The sequence below is a fragment of the Nonomuraea sp. NPDC002799 genome, from assembly GCF_053592075.1.
Map to the genome: position 1 here is coordinate 89254 of NZ_JBSFVA010000027.1, position 13167 is coordinate 102420.

Annotated in this window: 15 protein-coding genes; 8 read left to right on the forward strand and 7 right to left on the reverse strand. The window is 72.7% G+C overall.

Going from position 1 to position 13167, the window contains the following annotated elements; translation table 11 throughout:
* Nucleotides 1–295 precede the first annotated feature (295 nt).
* From ACWD0F_RS36510 to ACWD0F_RS36520, 3 genes are read right to left on the reverse strand one after another with little or no spacing between them, the layout of a single operon-like run.
* Nucleotides 296–1444, reverse strand: coding sequence for an NAD(P)/FAD-dependent oxidoreductase (locus ACWD0F_RS36510; protein ID WP_449884282.1), 1149 nt, complete (start codon nucleotides 1442–1444; stop codon nucleotides 296–298).
* Entirely contained in the window at nucleotides 1441–1641 is a 201-nt protein-coding gene (locus ACWD0F_RS36515; RefSeq protein WP_449884285.1) for a ferredoxin, read from the reverse strand. Before ACWD0F_RS36515 ends, ACWD0F_RS36510 begins: the two co-directional genes overlap by 4 nt.
* 34 nt (nucleotides 1642–1675) lie before the next feature.
* A complete protein-coding gene (locus ACWD0F_RS36520; RefSeq protein WP_449884288.1) occupies nucleotides 1676–2875 on the reverse strand; it encodes a cytochrome P450 in 1200 nt (399 codons plus the stop codon).
* A gap of 144 nt (nucleotides 2876–3019) precedes the next feature.
* Between ACWD0F_RS36520 and ACWD0F_RS36525 the strand changes: the two genes are divergently transcribed.
* A complete protein-coding gene (locus ACWD0F_RS36525; protein WP_449884291.1) occupies nucleotides 3020–3574 on the forward strand; it encodes a TetR/AcrR family transcriptional regulator in 555 nt (184 codons plus the stop codon).
* A 73-nt stretch (nucleotides 3575–3647) separates the two neighbouring features.
* Here the strand turns inward: ACWD0F_RS36525 and ACWD0F_RS36530 are convergent, their stop codons facing one another.
* From ACWD0F_RS36530 to ACWD0F_RS36540, 3 genes are read right to left on the reverse strand one after another with little or no spacing between them, the layout of a single operon-like run.
* Nucleotides 3648–3842: a ferredoxin gene (locus tag ACWD0F_RS36530; protein ID WP_449884294.1), complete on the reverse strand. Its 195-nt coding sequence runs from the start codon at nucleotides 3840–3842 to the stop codon at nucleotides 3648–3650.
* Between the two features lie 27 nt (nucleotides 3843–3869).
* Nucleotides 3870–5084, reverse strand: coding sequence for a cytochrome P450 (locus tag ACWD0F_RS36535; protein WP_449884297.1), 1215 nt, complete (start codon nucleotides 5082–5084; stop codon nucleotides 3870–3872).
* Complete coding sequence (locus tag ACWD0F_RS36540) at nucleotides 5081–5806, reverse strand: TetR/AcrR family transcriptional regulator (protein ID WP_449884300.1); 726 nt, start codon at nucleotides 5804–5806, stop codon at nucleotides 5081–5083. The genes ACWD0F_RS36535 and ACWD0F_RS36540 overlap by 4 nt, the downstream gene beginning before the upstream one ends.
* A 286-nt stretch (nucleotides 5807–6092) precedes the next feature.
* Here ACWD0F_RS36540 and ACWD0F_RS36545 point away from each other — a divergent pair, with 286 nt between their 5' ends.
* Both ACWD0F_RS36545 and ACWD0F_RS36550 read left to right on the forward strand, forming a co-directional pair.
* Nucleotides 6093–6725 (forward strand): RNA polymerase sigma factor, encoded by a 633-nt coding sequence (locus tag ACWD0F_RS36545; RefSeq protein ID WP_449884303.1) that lies wholly within the window; start codon nucleotides 6093–6095, stop codon nucleotides 6723–6725.
* A 77-nt stretch (nucleotides 6726–6802) separates the two neighbouring features.
* Nucleotides 6803–7042 carry an anti-sigma factor family protein gene (locus ACWD0F_RS36550; protein ID WP_449884306.1) on the forward strand — a complete coding sequence of 80 codons (240 nt, stop codon included), beginning with the start codon at nucleotides 6803–6805 and terminating at the stop codon, nucleotides 7040–7042.
* Nucleotides 7043–7100: 58 nt separating this feature from the next.
* On the opposite strand, the gene ACWD0F_RS36555 is transcribed toward ACWD0F_RS36550, so the two are convergent.
* Nucleotides 7101–7307, reverse strand: coding sequence for an anti-sigma factor family protein (locus ACWD0F_RS36555; RefSeq protein WP_449884309.1), 207 nt, complete (start codon nucleotides 7305–7307; stop codon nucleotides 7101–7103).
* 143 nt (nucleotides 7308–7450) lie between these two features.
* Here ACWD0F_RS36555 and egtA point away from each other — a divergent pair, with 143 nt between their 5' ends.
* The 5 genes from egtA to egtE all read left to right on the forward strand — a co-directional run bounded on the left by egtA (nucleotide 7451) and on the right by egtE (nucleotide 13153).
* Nucleotides 7451–8752, forward strand: coding sequence for an ergothioneine biosynthesis glutamate--cysteine ligase EgtA (gene egtA / locus ACWD0F_RS36560; protein WP_449884312.1), 1302 nt, complete (start codon nucleotides 7451–7453; stop codon nucleotides 8750–8752).
* The gene (egtB, locus tag ACWD0F_RS36565; RefSeq protein ID WP_449884315.1) at nucleotides 8749–10041 is read left to right on the forward strand and encodes an ergothioneine biosynthesis protein EgtB; all 1293 of its coding nucleotides are present in this window, start codon (nucleotides 8749–8751) and stop codon (nucleotides 10039–10041) included. The genes egtA and egtB overlap by 4 nt, the downstream gene beginning before the upstream one ends.
* Before the next feature lies 1 nt (nucleotide 10042).
* Nucleotides 10043–10750, forward strand: a complete 708-nt coding sequence (gene egtC, locus ACWD0F_RS36570) for an ergothioneine biosynthesis protein EgtC (RefSeq protein WP_449884318.1) — start codon at nucleotides 10043–10045, stop codon at nucleotides 10748–10750.
* 19 nt (nucleotides 10751–10769) lie between these two features.
* The gene (gene egtD, locus ACWD0F_RS36575) at nucleotides 10770–11750 is read left to right on the forward strand and encodes an L-histidine N(alpha)-methyltransferase (RefSeq protein ID WP_449884321.1); all 981 of its coding nucleotides are present in this window, start codon (nucleotides 10770–10772) and stop codon (nucleotides 11748–11750) included.
* Between the two features lie 131 nt (nucleotides 11751–11881).
* Complete coding sequence (gene egtE, locus ACWD0F_RS36580) at nucleotides 11882–13153, forward strand: ergothioneine biosynthesis PLP-dependent enzyme EgtE (RefSeq protein WP_449884324.1); 1272 nt, start codon at nucleotides 11882–11884, stop codon at nucleotides 13151–13153.
* Nucleotides 13154–13167 lie beyond the last annotated feature (14 nt).

Sequence of the window (13167 nt, forward strand, 5' to 3'; positions counted from 1 at the left end):
AGCGTTGTGTTCTGTTGAGGACCGTGGCGCACTGAGCGGCTGTGATCTTGCCCTGGTGGAGGGCATCAGCAAGCTCGTCGAGGTCCAGGACGTGGTAGCGATCAGCGCCGGGTGGCACCGAAGCGACCCATCGGCGATGTCTCCTGGGTGGACTACTCGCCTTCAGCGCCAGGTCCTTGTCTCCTCGGCCAGCCCGTTGAGGGACTCGGCCGGGTGCTCGACCTCCTCCGGCCACGGTGGCGTGAGGTCGGTGGGACGGGCCGGCCTCGATGGCGAGTCCGGACGCGCTGACGCCTCAGAGGAGGGCTTGGCGGTGCAGGCGGGCGGCCTTGGCCATGTTCCAGCCGAGCACCCCGGTCACCTTGCCGCCCAGGTGGTAGCGGGCCACGAACCGGTTCTGCCCGGGGTCGCCCTCCACGATCTCCGCCTCTGCGTACGGGGACGGGAAGCCATGGGCCTGGATCTTGACGTCGTACTGGTCGGTCCAGAAGTACGGGATCGGCGTGTAGGCACGGTCCTCGCCCAGAATGTTGCCGGCCACGACCTGGGCCTGCTCCACGGCGTTCGTCCGGTTCTCCAGGCGCAGCCTGCGGCCGAGCCCCTCGTGCTGCCAGGAGGCGATGTCGCCGACGGCGTAGACGCCGTCGGCGGCCCGCAGCCGCGCGTCGCACTCGACGCCGTCGCCCACGCTCAGCCCGCTGCCAGCCAGCCAGCCGGTGGCCGGCCGGGAGCCGATGGCGACCACGACGGCGTCGGCGGGCAGCAGCTCGCCGGAGGCCACCCGCACCCCCGAGACGCGACCGCCGTCGGCGACCAGCTCCTGGACCGCCGTGCCCAGCCGCAGGCGCACGCCGCGCGCCGTGTGCAGGTCGCTGAGCAGCGTGGCCACCGGATCGCCGAGCTGGTCGGCCAGGACGGCGCGGCCCAGGCCGACGAGGGTGACGTCGAGGCCCATGCCGCGCGCGGTGGCAACCACCTCCCCGCCCAGCACGCCCTCGCCCACGACCACGAGCCGAGGGCCTTGAAGCAGGTGGGCGCGGAGCGCCAGCGCGTCGTCCATGGTGCGCAGCACGTGCACGCCCGCCAGCCCGTCCTGGCCGGGCAGCCGGGCCGGGGTCAGCCCGGTGGCCAGCACGACGCTCTGCCCGCGCAGCGTCCGCCCCGAGGCGGTCACCACCTCGCGCGCGGCGGCGTCCAGCCGGACCGCCGGGTCGCCGAGCACGAACTCGGCGTCCAGCTTGGCCAGCTCGGCCTCGGGCCGCAGGTGGGCCCGTTCGCTCTCCCAGAGGCCCGACAGCACCTGCTTCGACAGCGGCGGCCGGTCATAGGGCGGATGCGCCTCGGCGCCCAGGAGGATCAGCCGGCCCTGGTGACCCTTGCGGCGCAGCGCCTCCGCGACGGCCAGCCCGCCGGCGGAGGCGCCCACGATCAGGACGTCGGTCAAGACCGCTCGTCCAGGACGATCGCGGCGGCCGGGCAGACGCTGGCGGCCTCACGGACGGTCACGTGCAGGGACTCGGCGGGGGAGGGGTCGAGCAGGATCACGATCCCGTCGTCCTCGCCCTGGTCGAACACGTCGGGCGCGAGCAGCACGCACTGCCCGGCCCCGCAGCACTTGTCCGCGTCAACGGTGATGTTCATGGTGGTCGTGCTTCCTTTCTTCTACGGGCGCGTGTTACCAGCGCACGGGGACCTGCTCCAGGCCGCCGACGATGAGCCCCTCGCGGCGGGCGAGGGCGTCGGCGGGCACGGCCAGCTCCAGCGTGGGGAGCCGGTCGAGCAGCACCTTGAGCACGGTCTGCAGCTCGGTGCGGGCCAGCGACTGCCCCAGGCAGGCGTACGGCCCGGCGCCGAAGATCAGGTGCGGGTTGGGGGAGCGGGTCAGGTCCATGTCGCCGGCGTCCTCGAACGCGTCCTCGTCCCGGTTGGCGGCGGACAGGCTGCACACGACCGTGGTGCCCTTGGCCAGCGTGGTGCCGGCGACGTCCACCTCCTCGCTGATGTAGCGGGGGATGCCGAAACCGAAGTTGGCGTCGTAGCGCAGGCATTCCTCCACCGCCGGGCGGATCAAGGCCCGGTCGGCGAGGAGTTGCTCCCACCGGGTGCGGTCGGCCAGCAGCATGGCCACCATCTTGCCGATCATGTTGGCGGTGGTCTCATGGCCGGCGACCAGCAGCCCCTTGGCGGTCATCAGCGTGACCTCTTCGGTGACGCGCCCGTCGAGCGCGCCGATGAGCGAGATGAGCTCGCTGATGAGGTCGTCGCCCGGCTCGTCGCGCTTTGCGGCGACGTGCGCGCGCATGTAGGCGGCGAACTCGGCCTGGGCGGCGTCGATCTCCGCCTGCGTGTACTTCGTCAGGCTGAGCAGCGTGTCGGACCAGTAGGAGAACTTGTCACGGTCGGACTCCGGCACCCCCAGCAGCTCACAGATCACCCACACCGGCAGCGGGAAGCCCAGGCTGCCGGTGAGGTCGGCGGACGAGCCCTGCTTGGTCATCTCATCGACCAGGCGTTCGGCCTCCGCCTCGATGCCGGGCTGCAGGGCGTTGACGCGCTTGGCGGTGAACGCCTTGCCGATCAGCTTGCGCCACTCCCGGTGGGCGTCGCCCTTGACGGCGGTGCCCTCGCTGCCGAACACGCCGCCGGACTCGTTGGAGGTGATGTTGGCCGCGTCGTCGGCGGCGAGGTGATGGGTGAAACGGGGGTCGGACAGCAGTTGCTTCACGTCGGCGTACCGGGTGAGCAGCAGCGCCTCATCGCCGCTGGCCAGCCGGATCGGCGCCACGGGGCAGCCCTGACGCAGCTCGGCCCACTCCTGCGGGGGCTCAAGGGCGCTGGGGGCGGGGAAGGGGTAGTGCGGTGCCTGGTCGCTCACGTGGCAAGTCCTTTCGATCGGCGGCGATCGTCCGTCTGACCGGACAACATTGTCCGGTTGTCACCGTATCCGCTTGACACGGATCCTGTCGAGGAGTCAAGGATCAAATCCGGACAAGTGTGTCCGGTTGGTATCGTGGCGCCCATGCCTGACCTGCGCCGGACGAACAGAGGACCCAGTGCCGCGGCCGAGAACCGCGCCGCGTTGATCGCGGCGGCCCGCGAGGTGTTCGCCACGGCCGGATACGACGCGCCGCTCAGCATGGTCGCCCGCGTGGCCGGCGTCGGCCAGGGCAGCCTCTACCGGCACTTTCCCGACCGCCTCAGCCTGGCCCTGGCCGTGTTCGAAGACAGCGTCGCCGCGCTGGAGGCGCTGGCCGCCGAGCCCGGCGCCACGCTCGACGACGTGCTGGCCCTGGTGACCGAGCAGACCATCGGCTCGACCGCGTTCATCGACATGGTGAGCGTGTCTCCGGCCGACCCGCGCATGGACGCGGTGCGCGAGCGGATGGCCCACTTGCTGGCGGGCGTGCTCGCCGAGGCCAGGAAGGCCGGACGGGTCCGGGCCGACCTCACCACCGAGGACCTGGTGCTGGCCGTCGGCATGCTGGCCGGCGTCCTGTCCAAGCGGCCGGCGCCCGCCCGGCGGGTCGCCGCCGCGCGGATGTGGGCACTGCTGCGCAAGGGCATCGACGCCTGACGCCTGACGCCTGACGCCTGACGCCGCTCACGGCTGACCCCCGCTCGCTGCGGGCCTGGTCGAGGGGCCGGGCTCACTCCTCAAGCTGGATGGCCAGTGCCGGGCACACCGCCGCGGCCTGCCGTACGTCGGCGGCCAGCGCCGCGGACGGGGTGGGGTCGAGCAGCACCGCGATGCCGTCCTCGTCACGCTGATCGAACACGTCCATCGCGGCCGTCACGCACTGCCCGGAAGCAACGCATTTGTCCTGGTCGAGAATGACCTTCATGAAATCCTCCGTTGGTGTGCTGGTGGGTCACCACGTGACGGGGAGCTGGTAAACCCCGTACACGGACCCGTCGTGCTTGAACGGGATCTCCGACAGATCCGCCGCCAGCCGCAGACCGGGAATGCGCCGGTAGAGGGTGCTGTAGACGACCTGCAGCTCCATGCGGGCCAGCGGCTGCCCCAGGCACTGGTGCACCCCGAACCCGAAGGCCACGTGGTGACGGGCGTCGCGCCGCAGGTCGAGGCGGTCGGGGTCGGGGAAGGCGGCGGAGTCGCGGTTGCCGACGTCGTTGGCCATGATCAGCCCATCACCGGCTCTGATGACCTCGCCGGCGATCTCGATGTCCGCCAGCGCGACCCGGCGGCGGCCGTTGTGCGTGATGTTCAGGTAGCGCAGCAGCTCCTCCACCGCCCCCGCGACCAGTTTCGGATCGTCCGCCTGGCGCAGCAGGGCGAGCTGGCCGGGGTGCTCCAGCAGGGCGAGCGTGCCGAGCGCGATCATGTTCGCGGTGGTCTCGTGACCGGCGATCAGCAGCAGCACGCCCATCGGCGCCGCCTCCCGCCGGGACAGCTCACCGGCCTTGACCCGCTCGGCCAGCCGGGACAGCAGGTCGTCGCCGGGGTGGGCGAGCTTCTCGCCCACCAGGCCGTCCAGATAGCCGGCCAGCGCGCCGAAGGCGGCGGTGCGCTGCTCGGGCGTGGCGTCCCGGTTGATGATGGTCTTGCTGTTGGCCTGGAAGAAGTCGTGGTCGGCGTACGGCACCCCGAGCAGCTCGCAGATCACCAGGGAGGGCACCGGCAGGGCGAACGCCTCGACCAGGTCCACCGGGTTCGGGCCGGCCAGCAGATCGTCGATGAGGTCGTCCACGATCTTCTGCACGGCCGGCCGCATGGCCTCCACCCGCTTGATCGTGAACGGCGCCGTCACCATCCGGCGCAGCCGGGCGTGCTCGGGGTCGTCCATCAGGATGAAGCTGATGGGGGAGCCGTCGGCCGGGACCGCGGTCTGGCCCGGGTATCCCGGGCGGGTGATGTCGGAGCTGACCCTCGGGTCGGCCAGCAGGGCCCGCTGCTCGGCGTAGCGGGTCACCAGCCACGGCGTGCTGCCGTCCCACAACCGCACCTTCGTGAGCGGGCCCGCGTCCTGCCGGGCCCGCAGCGCCGGCGGCGGGTCGAACGGGCACCCCGCCGCCCTGGCCATCGGGAACTCCGGCACCTCAGCGGGGTCGAACGTAACCGTCATGGACTGGTCTCCTTCCGATTGGACGTGCCGTCCTCGGCCGCGGGGACGGTGGTGAACGGGGCCAGCCACAACCCGGCGATGCCGTCGATCAGGCCGGTGGCGGCGTCGTGCCAGGTGGCGCGGGGAGTGGGGGTGCCCTCGGCGAGCGCTCGCTCGCGGCCGGCGCAGACGTGGACCATGAGCTGGCTGGCCATGTCGTCGCGCTCGGCCCGCACCTCGGTCGGGAGCGCGGGCAGGCAGCGGTTGAGCCCGTCGAGGATGCGGTGGAGCGAGGGAGAGGTGAGCGCCTCGTCCTTCATGATCTCGCGGAGCGCGGGGTCGGTCATCACCTGGGCGCCGAACCGGGCGTACCAGGTGGGGCTGCCGAGGGCCGCCAAATGCTCGGTGAACGGGCGTACCAGGCAGGCCACCCAGTCGCGCACCTCCATGGAGTCGCCGGTCTCGGCCACCATCCGCGCGCGTATCCGCTCGATCAGCGCGGCGTGCTTGCGCACGATCGCGCGGACGAGGTCGGCCTTGGCGCCGAAGTGGTAGCCGACCGCGGCGTTGTTGCCCTGCCCCGCGGCCTCGCTGACCTGACGGTTGGAGACGGCGAACACGCCGTGCTCGGCGAACAGCCGCTCGGCGGCCGTCAGGAGCTGCTCCCGCGTCGCGCTCACCTGCTCGGCCCGTGCGCTCTTGGCGGCCGGCCTCACCACCCGGCGTCCGTCGCGCTGGCTCACCGCGGCCCCCTCCTCCGGTCTGACAACCGTGTCAGAGGTTAGTTAACCGACTGAGTTGGCGTAAGTCAAGCGACTGCTTTAAAAGCTAAGGCGCGACGCCTCTCGCGCGACTCCCTTGGGTGCCAATTTCCGACAATCCTCACAACTCGCCCAGCTACTGGGGAGTAAGAGTGTCGGTGGCGGACATTAGCCTTGTGGATGCCGTCCCGGGCGCGGGCCGGGATCCGGGATTCGGCTCGGCCTGATGTGGTGGACGTCCCAGCGTTCGACCGGAGGGGAAACGATCGTGGGGTCTTTCGCGGGCGGAGGGTTGCCGCCGGACGACGTCGTCCTGCCGGCGCTGCGCGCCGGCGACGAGGCGATGTTCGCGGCGCTGCTCGACTCCTGGTCCGGGGGCATGCTGCGGGTGGCCAGGTCCTACGTGTCCACCGACCACTCGGCGGAGGAGGTCGTCCAGGACACCTGGCTGGCGGTGATCGGCGGGATCGACGCCTTCGAGGGCCGTTCCTCGATCAAGACCTGGGTCTACCGCATCCTGATCAACGCCGCGAAGAAGCGCGGCGTGCGCGAGAGCCGCACGCTCCCGTGGAGCGCCTTGGAGCTGGACGGCGGCCCGTCCGCGGCCGACGGCCTCGTGCCGCTGGGCGGCTGGAAGGAGCTGGCCGCGGCGTGGCCGACACCCGAGGTCGTGGCGCTGACCTCGGAGGTGCGCGGGCTGATCGCCGAGGCTCTGGGCAGGCTGCCACCCCGGCAGCGCATCGTGATCACCCTGCGTGACGTGGAAGGATGCGCCTCCGACGAGGTGTGCGAGATCCTGGGGATCTCCGCGGCCAACCAGCGGGTTCTGCTGCATCGTGCCCGCATGGCGGTGCGGGGCCGGCTCGCCGGCTACTTCGAGTCGGTGAGACAACCAGAATAGCCGGCGGGCTGCTTCTGGTCCGTTCAGCCGTCACAATAAGTGAAACGGTTCATCTCGGAGGATAAGGGCGGTACGTCGTGAAGCGGTTCACCTGCGACGAACTGGTAGAACTACTCACCGCCTACCTTGAAGACGCCCTCGATGAGCCGGCCCGTGAGGGCGTCCACGCGCATGTGGCCTGCTGTGAGGGGTGCGGGCGCTACCTCGACCAGTTCCGCGCCACCATCGGCGTGCTCGCCGATCCGCCCGCCGAGAAGCTCTCCGCCGACGTTCGCGACCGGCTCATGACCGCCTTCCGCGAGCGCCGGAGGCCGTGAGGGGGGTCGTGGCGGAGAGGCCGTGACGCGGCGGGGCGCTCATGGCGGTCATGAGTGGTCACGGGTCGCGGAAGCTCTCGCGTAGCTCGATGAGGACCGGCTCGGGGATGACGCCCTCACGCAGGCGGCCGAGCACCGCGATCGTCGCCCGCACCTGCGCCAGCCGGCCCGAGCACACCGGGCACCCGCTCAGATGGTTCGCCACCCCCCGCCTTCCCGTGGCGGAAAGTGCCTTTTCGAGATAGTCCGTGAGCAGCTCGAGCACCTCATCGCACCCGAACTCGCCCGCTCCGATCGGCCGCCCCATATGACCTAGTTCCGGTCAGGCCCCATCCGTTACACAGAAAATCTGTAACGCTCGCGCGGCTCGCGGGTCTATAGACCCATGCGCCACGCGAAAGGCAGACGATGATCGGCCTGACCGCCGAGGGCACGCCGCTGCGTGACACCTCGGCGGTGGAGGAGTACGCGCGCCAGTGCTTCCGCCCCTCCGCCGGCGACCAGGTGGGCGTGGAGCTGGAGTTCCTGGTCTTCGACAGCGCCGCCGTGGCCGCGCAGGTCCCGGTGGCCAGGATCGAGCGGGCGCTGCCCGTGGCGCTGCCGGGAGGCAGCCGGGTGACGTTCGAGCCGGGCGGCCAGCTCGAACTGTCCGGTCCCGCCGGCCCGCTGCCGGACGCGCTCTCCGGCGCGGCAGCCGACGTGGCCGCCGTCCGCGACGGCCTGCGCGCGGCCGGGCTCGCGCTGGGCGGGGTGGGCCTCGATCCGGTGCGCCCGGCCCGCCGCCAGCTCCACCTGCCCCGCTACGAGGCGATGGCCGCATATTTGGGCCTGCCGTACGGAGCGCTGATGATGTGCTCGACCGCGTCCATCCAGGTCAACCTGGACCTCGGCGAACGGCCGGCGGAGCGGTGGGAGCGGGCGCACGCGTTCGGCCCGGTGCTGACGGCGGCCTTCGCCAACTCGCCGCTGAGCGGCGGCCGGCCGTGCGGCTGGATGTCGGGCCGCCAGGCCGTCTGGGACCATCTCGACGCCACCAGGACCGCGCTCGTGCCCGCCTCGGGCGACCCCGCCGCCGACTGGGCCGAATATCTGCTGGACGCCCGGCTCATGCTGGTGCGCGAGGACGAGGAACGCTTCCGGACGGTTCGCGACGGGTCCACGTTCCGCGACTGGCTGGAGGGCGGCAGCCCGGGACGCGGTGCCGGGCTGGAAGGCGGTGGGCGTCGTCCCACGGTTGAGGATCTGGCCTATCACGCCACGACGTTGTTCCCCCCGGTGCGGCCCAGGGGCTGGCTGGAGATCCGCTACCTCGACGCCCAGCAGCCGGCGCACTGGCCGGTCTGCGTGGCGGTGACCTGCGCCCTCATCACCGACGACCGGGCCGCCGACGCCGCCATGGCCGCGGTGGAGCCGTACCGCGACCTGTGGCAGGAAGCGGCGCGGTGCGGGCTGGCCGACCCCCGCCTGCGCCGGGCCGCCGAGGTGTGCTTCCGCGCCACGCTGGAGGCGCTGCCCCGCCTGGGCGCGAGCCCCGGCCTGGCCGGTGAGGTGGCCGCGTTCGCCGACCACCATGTGACGCCGGGCCGCTCCCCGGCGGCCGGACTGATCGATGTGACGACGGGCGGCTCCCCGGCGGCCGGACCGATCGATGTGACGACGGGACCGCGCGTCCCGGCCTGGCTCGACGACGACGACGAAGGACGGCAATGAACGACACGAAGGAACGCATCGCGGCCGGCCTCATCGCCGTGCGCGACCGGTCGCTCGCCTATACCGAGGCCGAGGACGACCTGCTGCTGCGCCAGCACTCGCCGCTGATGTCGCCGCTGGTGTGGGACCTGGCCCACGTGGGCAACTACGAGGAGTTGTGGGTGCTGCGCGAGGCCGGGGGCATCACGCCGCTGCGTCCCGAGATCGACGACATCTACGACGCCTTCAAGACCCCCCGTAAGGACCGCCCCAGCCTGCCCATCCTGAGCCCGGCGGAGGCCCGCCGCTACATCGAGGGCGTGCGCGGGCGGGTGCTCGACGTCCTCGACTCGATCGACCTGGACGGCCCGTCCCCGCTGCACCGCGACGGGTTCGTGTTCGGCCTGGTGATCCAGCACGAGCACCAGCACGACGAGACGATGCTGGCCACGCTGCAACTGTCCGGGCAGCCCGGCCTCGTCCGCGAGGGCGACCTGCCGCCGGGCCGCGCCGAGGGCCCCGAAGAGGTGCACGTGCCGGCGGGCGCCTTCCAGATGGGCACCACCACCCTCCCGTGGGCCTACGACAACGAGCGTCCCGCCCATCAGGTGGACGTGCCCGGATACTGGATCGACCGCCTGCCCGTCGGCAACCGCGCCTACGCGGCGTTCGTCGAGGACGGCGGCTACGACGATCCGCGCTGGTGGACCGCCGAGGGCCGGCAGTGGCGTCAGCGCAGCGGCGTCTCGGCCCCCCTCTTCTGGACCAGGGACGGCGACTCCTGGGCGCGCACCCGCTTCGGCCGCGTCGAGCCCGTCCCGATGGACGAGCCGGTGCAGCACGTGAGCTGGTACGAGGCCGACGCCTACGCCCGCTGGGCCGGCAAGCGGCTGCCCACCGAGGCCGAATGGGAGAAGGCCTGCGGCTGGGACCCCCAGGCCGGCCGGGCCCGCCGCTACCCGTGGGGCGAGGAGGACCCCGGCCCCGGCCGGGCGAACCTCGGCCACCTCTCCGCCCACCCCGCGCCGCTGGGCGCCTACCCGGCGGGGGCCAGCGCGTACGGGGCCGAGCAGATGGTGGGCGACGTGTGGGAGTGGACGTCCTCCTGGTTCCAGCCTTATCCCGGCTTCCGGAGCTTCCCGTACAAGGAGTACAGCGAGGTGTTCTTCGGTCACGAGTACCGCGTCCTGCGCGGCGGCTCGTGGGCGGCCGACCCGGCGGCGGTGCGGACCACGTTCAGGAACTGGGACTATCCGATCCGCAGGCAGATCTTCACCGGGTTCCGCTGCGCGCGATCGGAGCTGGTCTGAGGTGTGCAGGCACGCCGCCTGGCTGGGCGCGGCCCGCTCGCTCAGCTCGCTCATCCAGGAGCCGGAGCACGGGCTGCTCAAACAGTCCTACGCGCCCCGCCGCCAGCGGCAGGGGATGATGAACGCCGACGGCTACGGCATGGGCTGGTACGACCCCGCCCGTCCCGAGCCCGTACGGTATCGCCGGGCCGTGCCCATGTGGGCCGACGCCAACCTGCCCGCGCTCGCCGCGGTCGCCCGCTCGACCTGCCTGCTGGCGGCCGTGCGCTCGGCCACCGCGGGCATGCCGATCGAGGAGAGCGCCACCGCGCCGTTCCTCGACGGGCACCGGCTGCTCAGCCACAACGGCCGCGTCGAGCGGGACGCCGTCCGGCCTCTCGCCGACGGGGCCGAGAGCGCGTGCGACGCCGCCTGGGTGGCCGCCGCCGTGTTCCAGCGCGCCCGCGCCGGGCTCGGCCTGCCCGAGGCGCTGGCCGAGGTGGTCGTCCACGCCGGCGCGAAGGATCCCGTCGCCCGCCTGAACCTGCTCGCCTGCGACGGCGAGTCACTCGCCGCCACCGTCTGGGGCGACACCCTCTTCTACCACCGACATCCCGACGGCGTGCTCGTGGCCAGCGAACCGCTCGACGACCTGCCCGGATGGCAGGCCGTTCCCGAGCGGAGCCTGCTGACCGTCACCCCCGGCGACGTGCGCGTCCAGCCATTGTGATCTCACCTCAGGAGGCCCCGTGCCTGTCAGCCAGTCGACCGTGCGCCTGATCAACCATCTCGACCGTGACTACCTGCGCCAGGAGCTGGAGAACGATGTCCGGGCCGGCTTGACGTCATCGCCCAAGTGGCTGCCGCCCAAGTGGTTCTACGACGCCGCAGGCAGCGAGTTGTTCTCCCGGATCACCCGGTTGCCCGAGTACTACCCGACCCGGCGGGAGCTCGCCATCCTGCGGGTCAGGGCCACCGACATCGCGGCCGCCGGCTGGGCCGACACGCTGGTCGAGCTCGGCTCGGGCACCAGCGAGAAGACCGTGCTGCTGCTGGACGCGCTCGCCGCGGCGGGCACGTTGCGCACGTACATGCCGGTCGACGTGGACGCGGTCACCCTGGAGACGGCGGCGCAGCGGCTCGCCGGACGCTACCCCAGGCTCGCCGTGCAGGCCGTGTGCGCCGACTTCGAGCGGCACCTGGCCCTGCTGCCGCGTACCGGGCGGCGGATGGTGGCCTTCCTCGGCGGCACCATCGGCAACCTCGAACCGGTCGCCAGAGGGATGTTCCTGAAGGAGCTGCGGGCCACGCTCCGGCCGGGGGACACGTTCCTGCTCGGGGCCGACCTGGTCAAGGACACCGGGCGGCTGGTGGCGGCCTACGACGACGGGGCCGGGGTGACGGCCGCCTTCAACCGGAACGTGCTGCGGGTGATCAACCGCGAGCTGGACGCGGACTTCGAGCCGGAGGCGTTCGAGCACGTGGCGGTGTACGACGAGCGCCACGACTGGGTCGAGATGCGGCTGCGGGCCACCCGCGACATGCGGGTGCGGGTCGGCGGGCTCGGGCTGGTGGTGGACTTCGCGGCGGGGGAGGAGATGCGTACCGAGATCAGCGCCAAGTTCCGGCCGGAGGGGTTGCGGGAGGAGCTGGAGGGCGCGGGGTTCGCCGTACGCCGCGACTACACCGACCCCGACGGCGACTTCACCCTGATCCTGGCCCAGGTGTGAACGACGGTCCCGGCCCGGGTGTGCGCGACGGTGCTGGCCGGGGTGTGAGCGACGGTCCCGAGTCGGGTGTTCGTGACGGTCCCGGGTCGGGTGCGGGTGACGGGAGCGTCGGGCCGGGCGGGGGTGTCCGGATGAGGCGATCCGCGCGGGTCGCCCGGAGCTGGCGGGCGGCGCGCGGCGTGATGCCGGCCGGGCATCTCGACGCGGCCGGCTGCAACGTGCCCAGCGACCGGGTCCTGGACGCCGTCGTCGGGCACCTGCGGCGCGAACGCGAGCGCGGCGGCTACGCGGCCGTCCCGGATCTCACCGCGCCACGATCGGCCCTGGCCGCGCTCGCCGGCGCGGGCCCCGGGGACGTCGCCTTCCTGGAGAGCGGAACGGCGGCGATGGCGGCCCTGCTCGGCGGCTGGCGCCTGCCCCCGGGCAGCCGCGTCGGCCTCGCGCGCACCGAGTACGGCAGCACCCTGATGCTCCTGCGCCGCCTGGCCGCCGACCGCGACTGGAAGCTCGTCGAGCTGCCGGTGGACGGCGACGCCCGCCTCGACCTGGACGGCCTGCGGGCCAGGCTGGCGGCGGGGCTGGACCTCGTGATCGTCTCTCACATCGCCTCCCACCGCGGGGTCGTGCAACCGGCGGCGGAGATCGGAGCGCTGTGCCGCGCTGGCGGCGTCCCGCTGGTGCTGGACGTCTGCCAGTCACTCGGGCACGTGGAGGTACGGGGGACGGGCGCGAGCGCGTACGTGGGCACCTCGCGCAAGTGGCTGGCCGGCCCGCGCGGCGTCGGCTTCCTGATCGTGCCCGCACCCACCTCCGCCATGGACGCCGCGGCCCCCGCCCTCGGCGGCCACCGGTGGCCCGAGGCTGCGCCCCCCGCTCCCACCGCCGCCGGATTCGTCTCGCTGGATGCCGGATGCGTCCCGCAGGACGCCGGACCCGTCCCGCAGGACACCGGGCCGTTCCCGGTGGATGACGGACTCGTCCCGCCGGACGACGGGCCGGTGCCGGTGCCCGGCGCGGCCCGGTACGAGAGCGCGGAGGCGGCGGTCGCGGCCCGGGCCGGGCTCGGCGTGGCCGTCCTGGAGCATCACGAGCTCGGCCCGTCCGAGGTCCACGCCCACCTGGCCGACCTCGGCAGCACGGCACGCGATCTGCTCGACGGGGCCGGCGGCTGGCGCGTGGCCGAGCCACTGGACGAGCCGTCCGCGCTCGTCACGCTCAGGCCACCACCGGGAGACACGGCCGAACACGCCGCCGCGCGGGCGGCCGCGGCGTCCCTGCTGGTCAGCGTCGTACCGACCGGCCGGGCACCCCTGGACCTGCGCGAACCCGTGCTGCGCGTCTCCCCGCCCCCCGGCACCCCCGTGGAGACGCTGCACGCCCTGGCCCGCACCCTCGCTTCCTGACCCCCGCACACCTC

Bases quoted from the DNA above. Each gene is read 5' to 3' on its own strand.
- ACWD0F_RS36515 (WP_449884285.1), bottom strand. From the start codon at position 1,641: ATGAACATCACCGTTGACGCGGACAAGTGCTGCGGGGCCGGGCAGTGC.
- ACWD0F_RS36525 (WP_449884291.1), top strand. From the start codon at position 3,020: ATGCCTGACCTGCGCCGGACGAACAGAGGACCCAGTGCCGCGGCCGAG.
- ACWD0F_RS36530 (WP_449884294.1), bottom strand. From the start codon at position 3,842: ATGAAGGTCATTCTCGACCAGGACAAATGCGTTGCTTCCGGGCAGTGC.
- ACWD0F_RS36535 (WP_449884297.1), bottom strand. From the start codon at position 5,084: ATGACGGTTACGTTCGACCCCGCTGAGGTGCCGGAGTTCCCGATGGCC.
- egtA (WP_449884312.1), top strand. From the start codon at position 7,451: ATGATCGGCCTGACCGCCGAGGGCACGCCGCTGCGTGACACCTCGGCG.
- egtB (WP_449884315.1), top strand. From the start codon at position 8,749: ATGAACGACACGAAGGAACGCATCGCGGCCGGCCTCATCGCCGTGCGC.
- egtE (WP_449884324.1), top strand. From the start codon at position 11,882: ATGAGGCGATCCGCGCGGGTCGCCCGGAGCTGGCGGGCGGCGCGCGGC.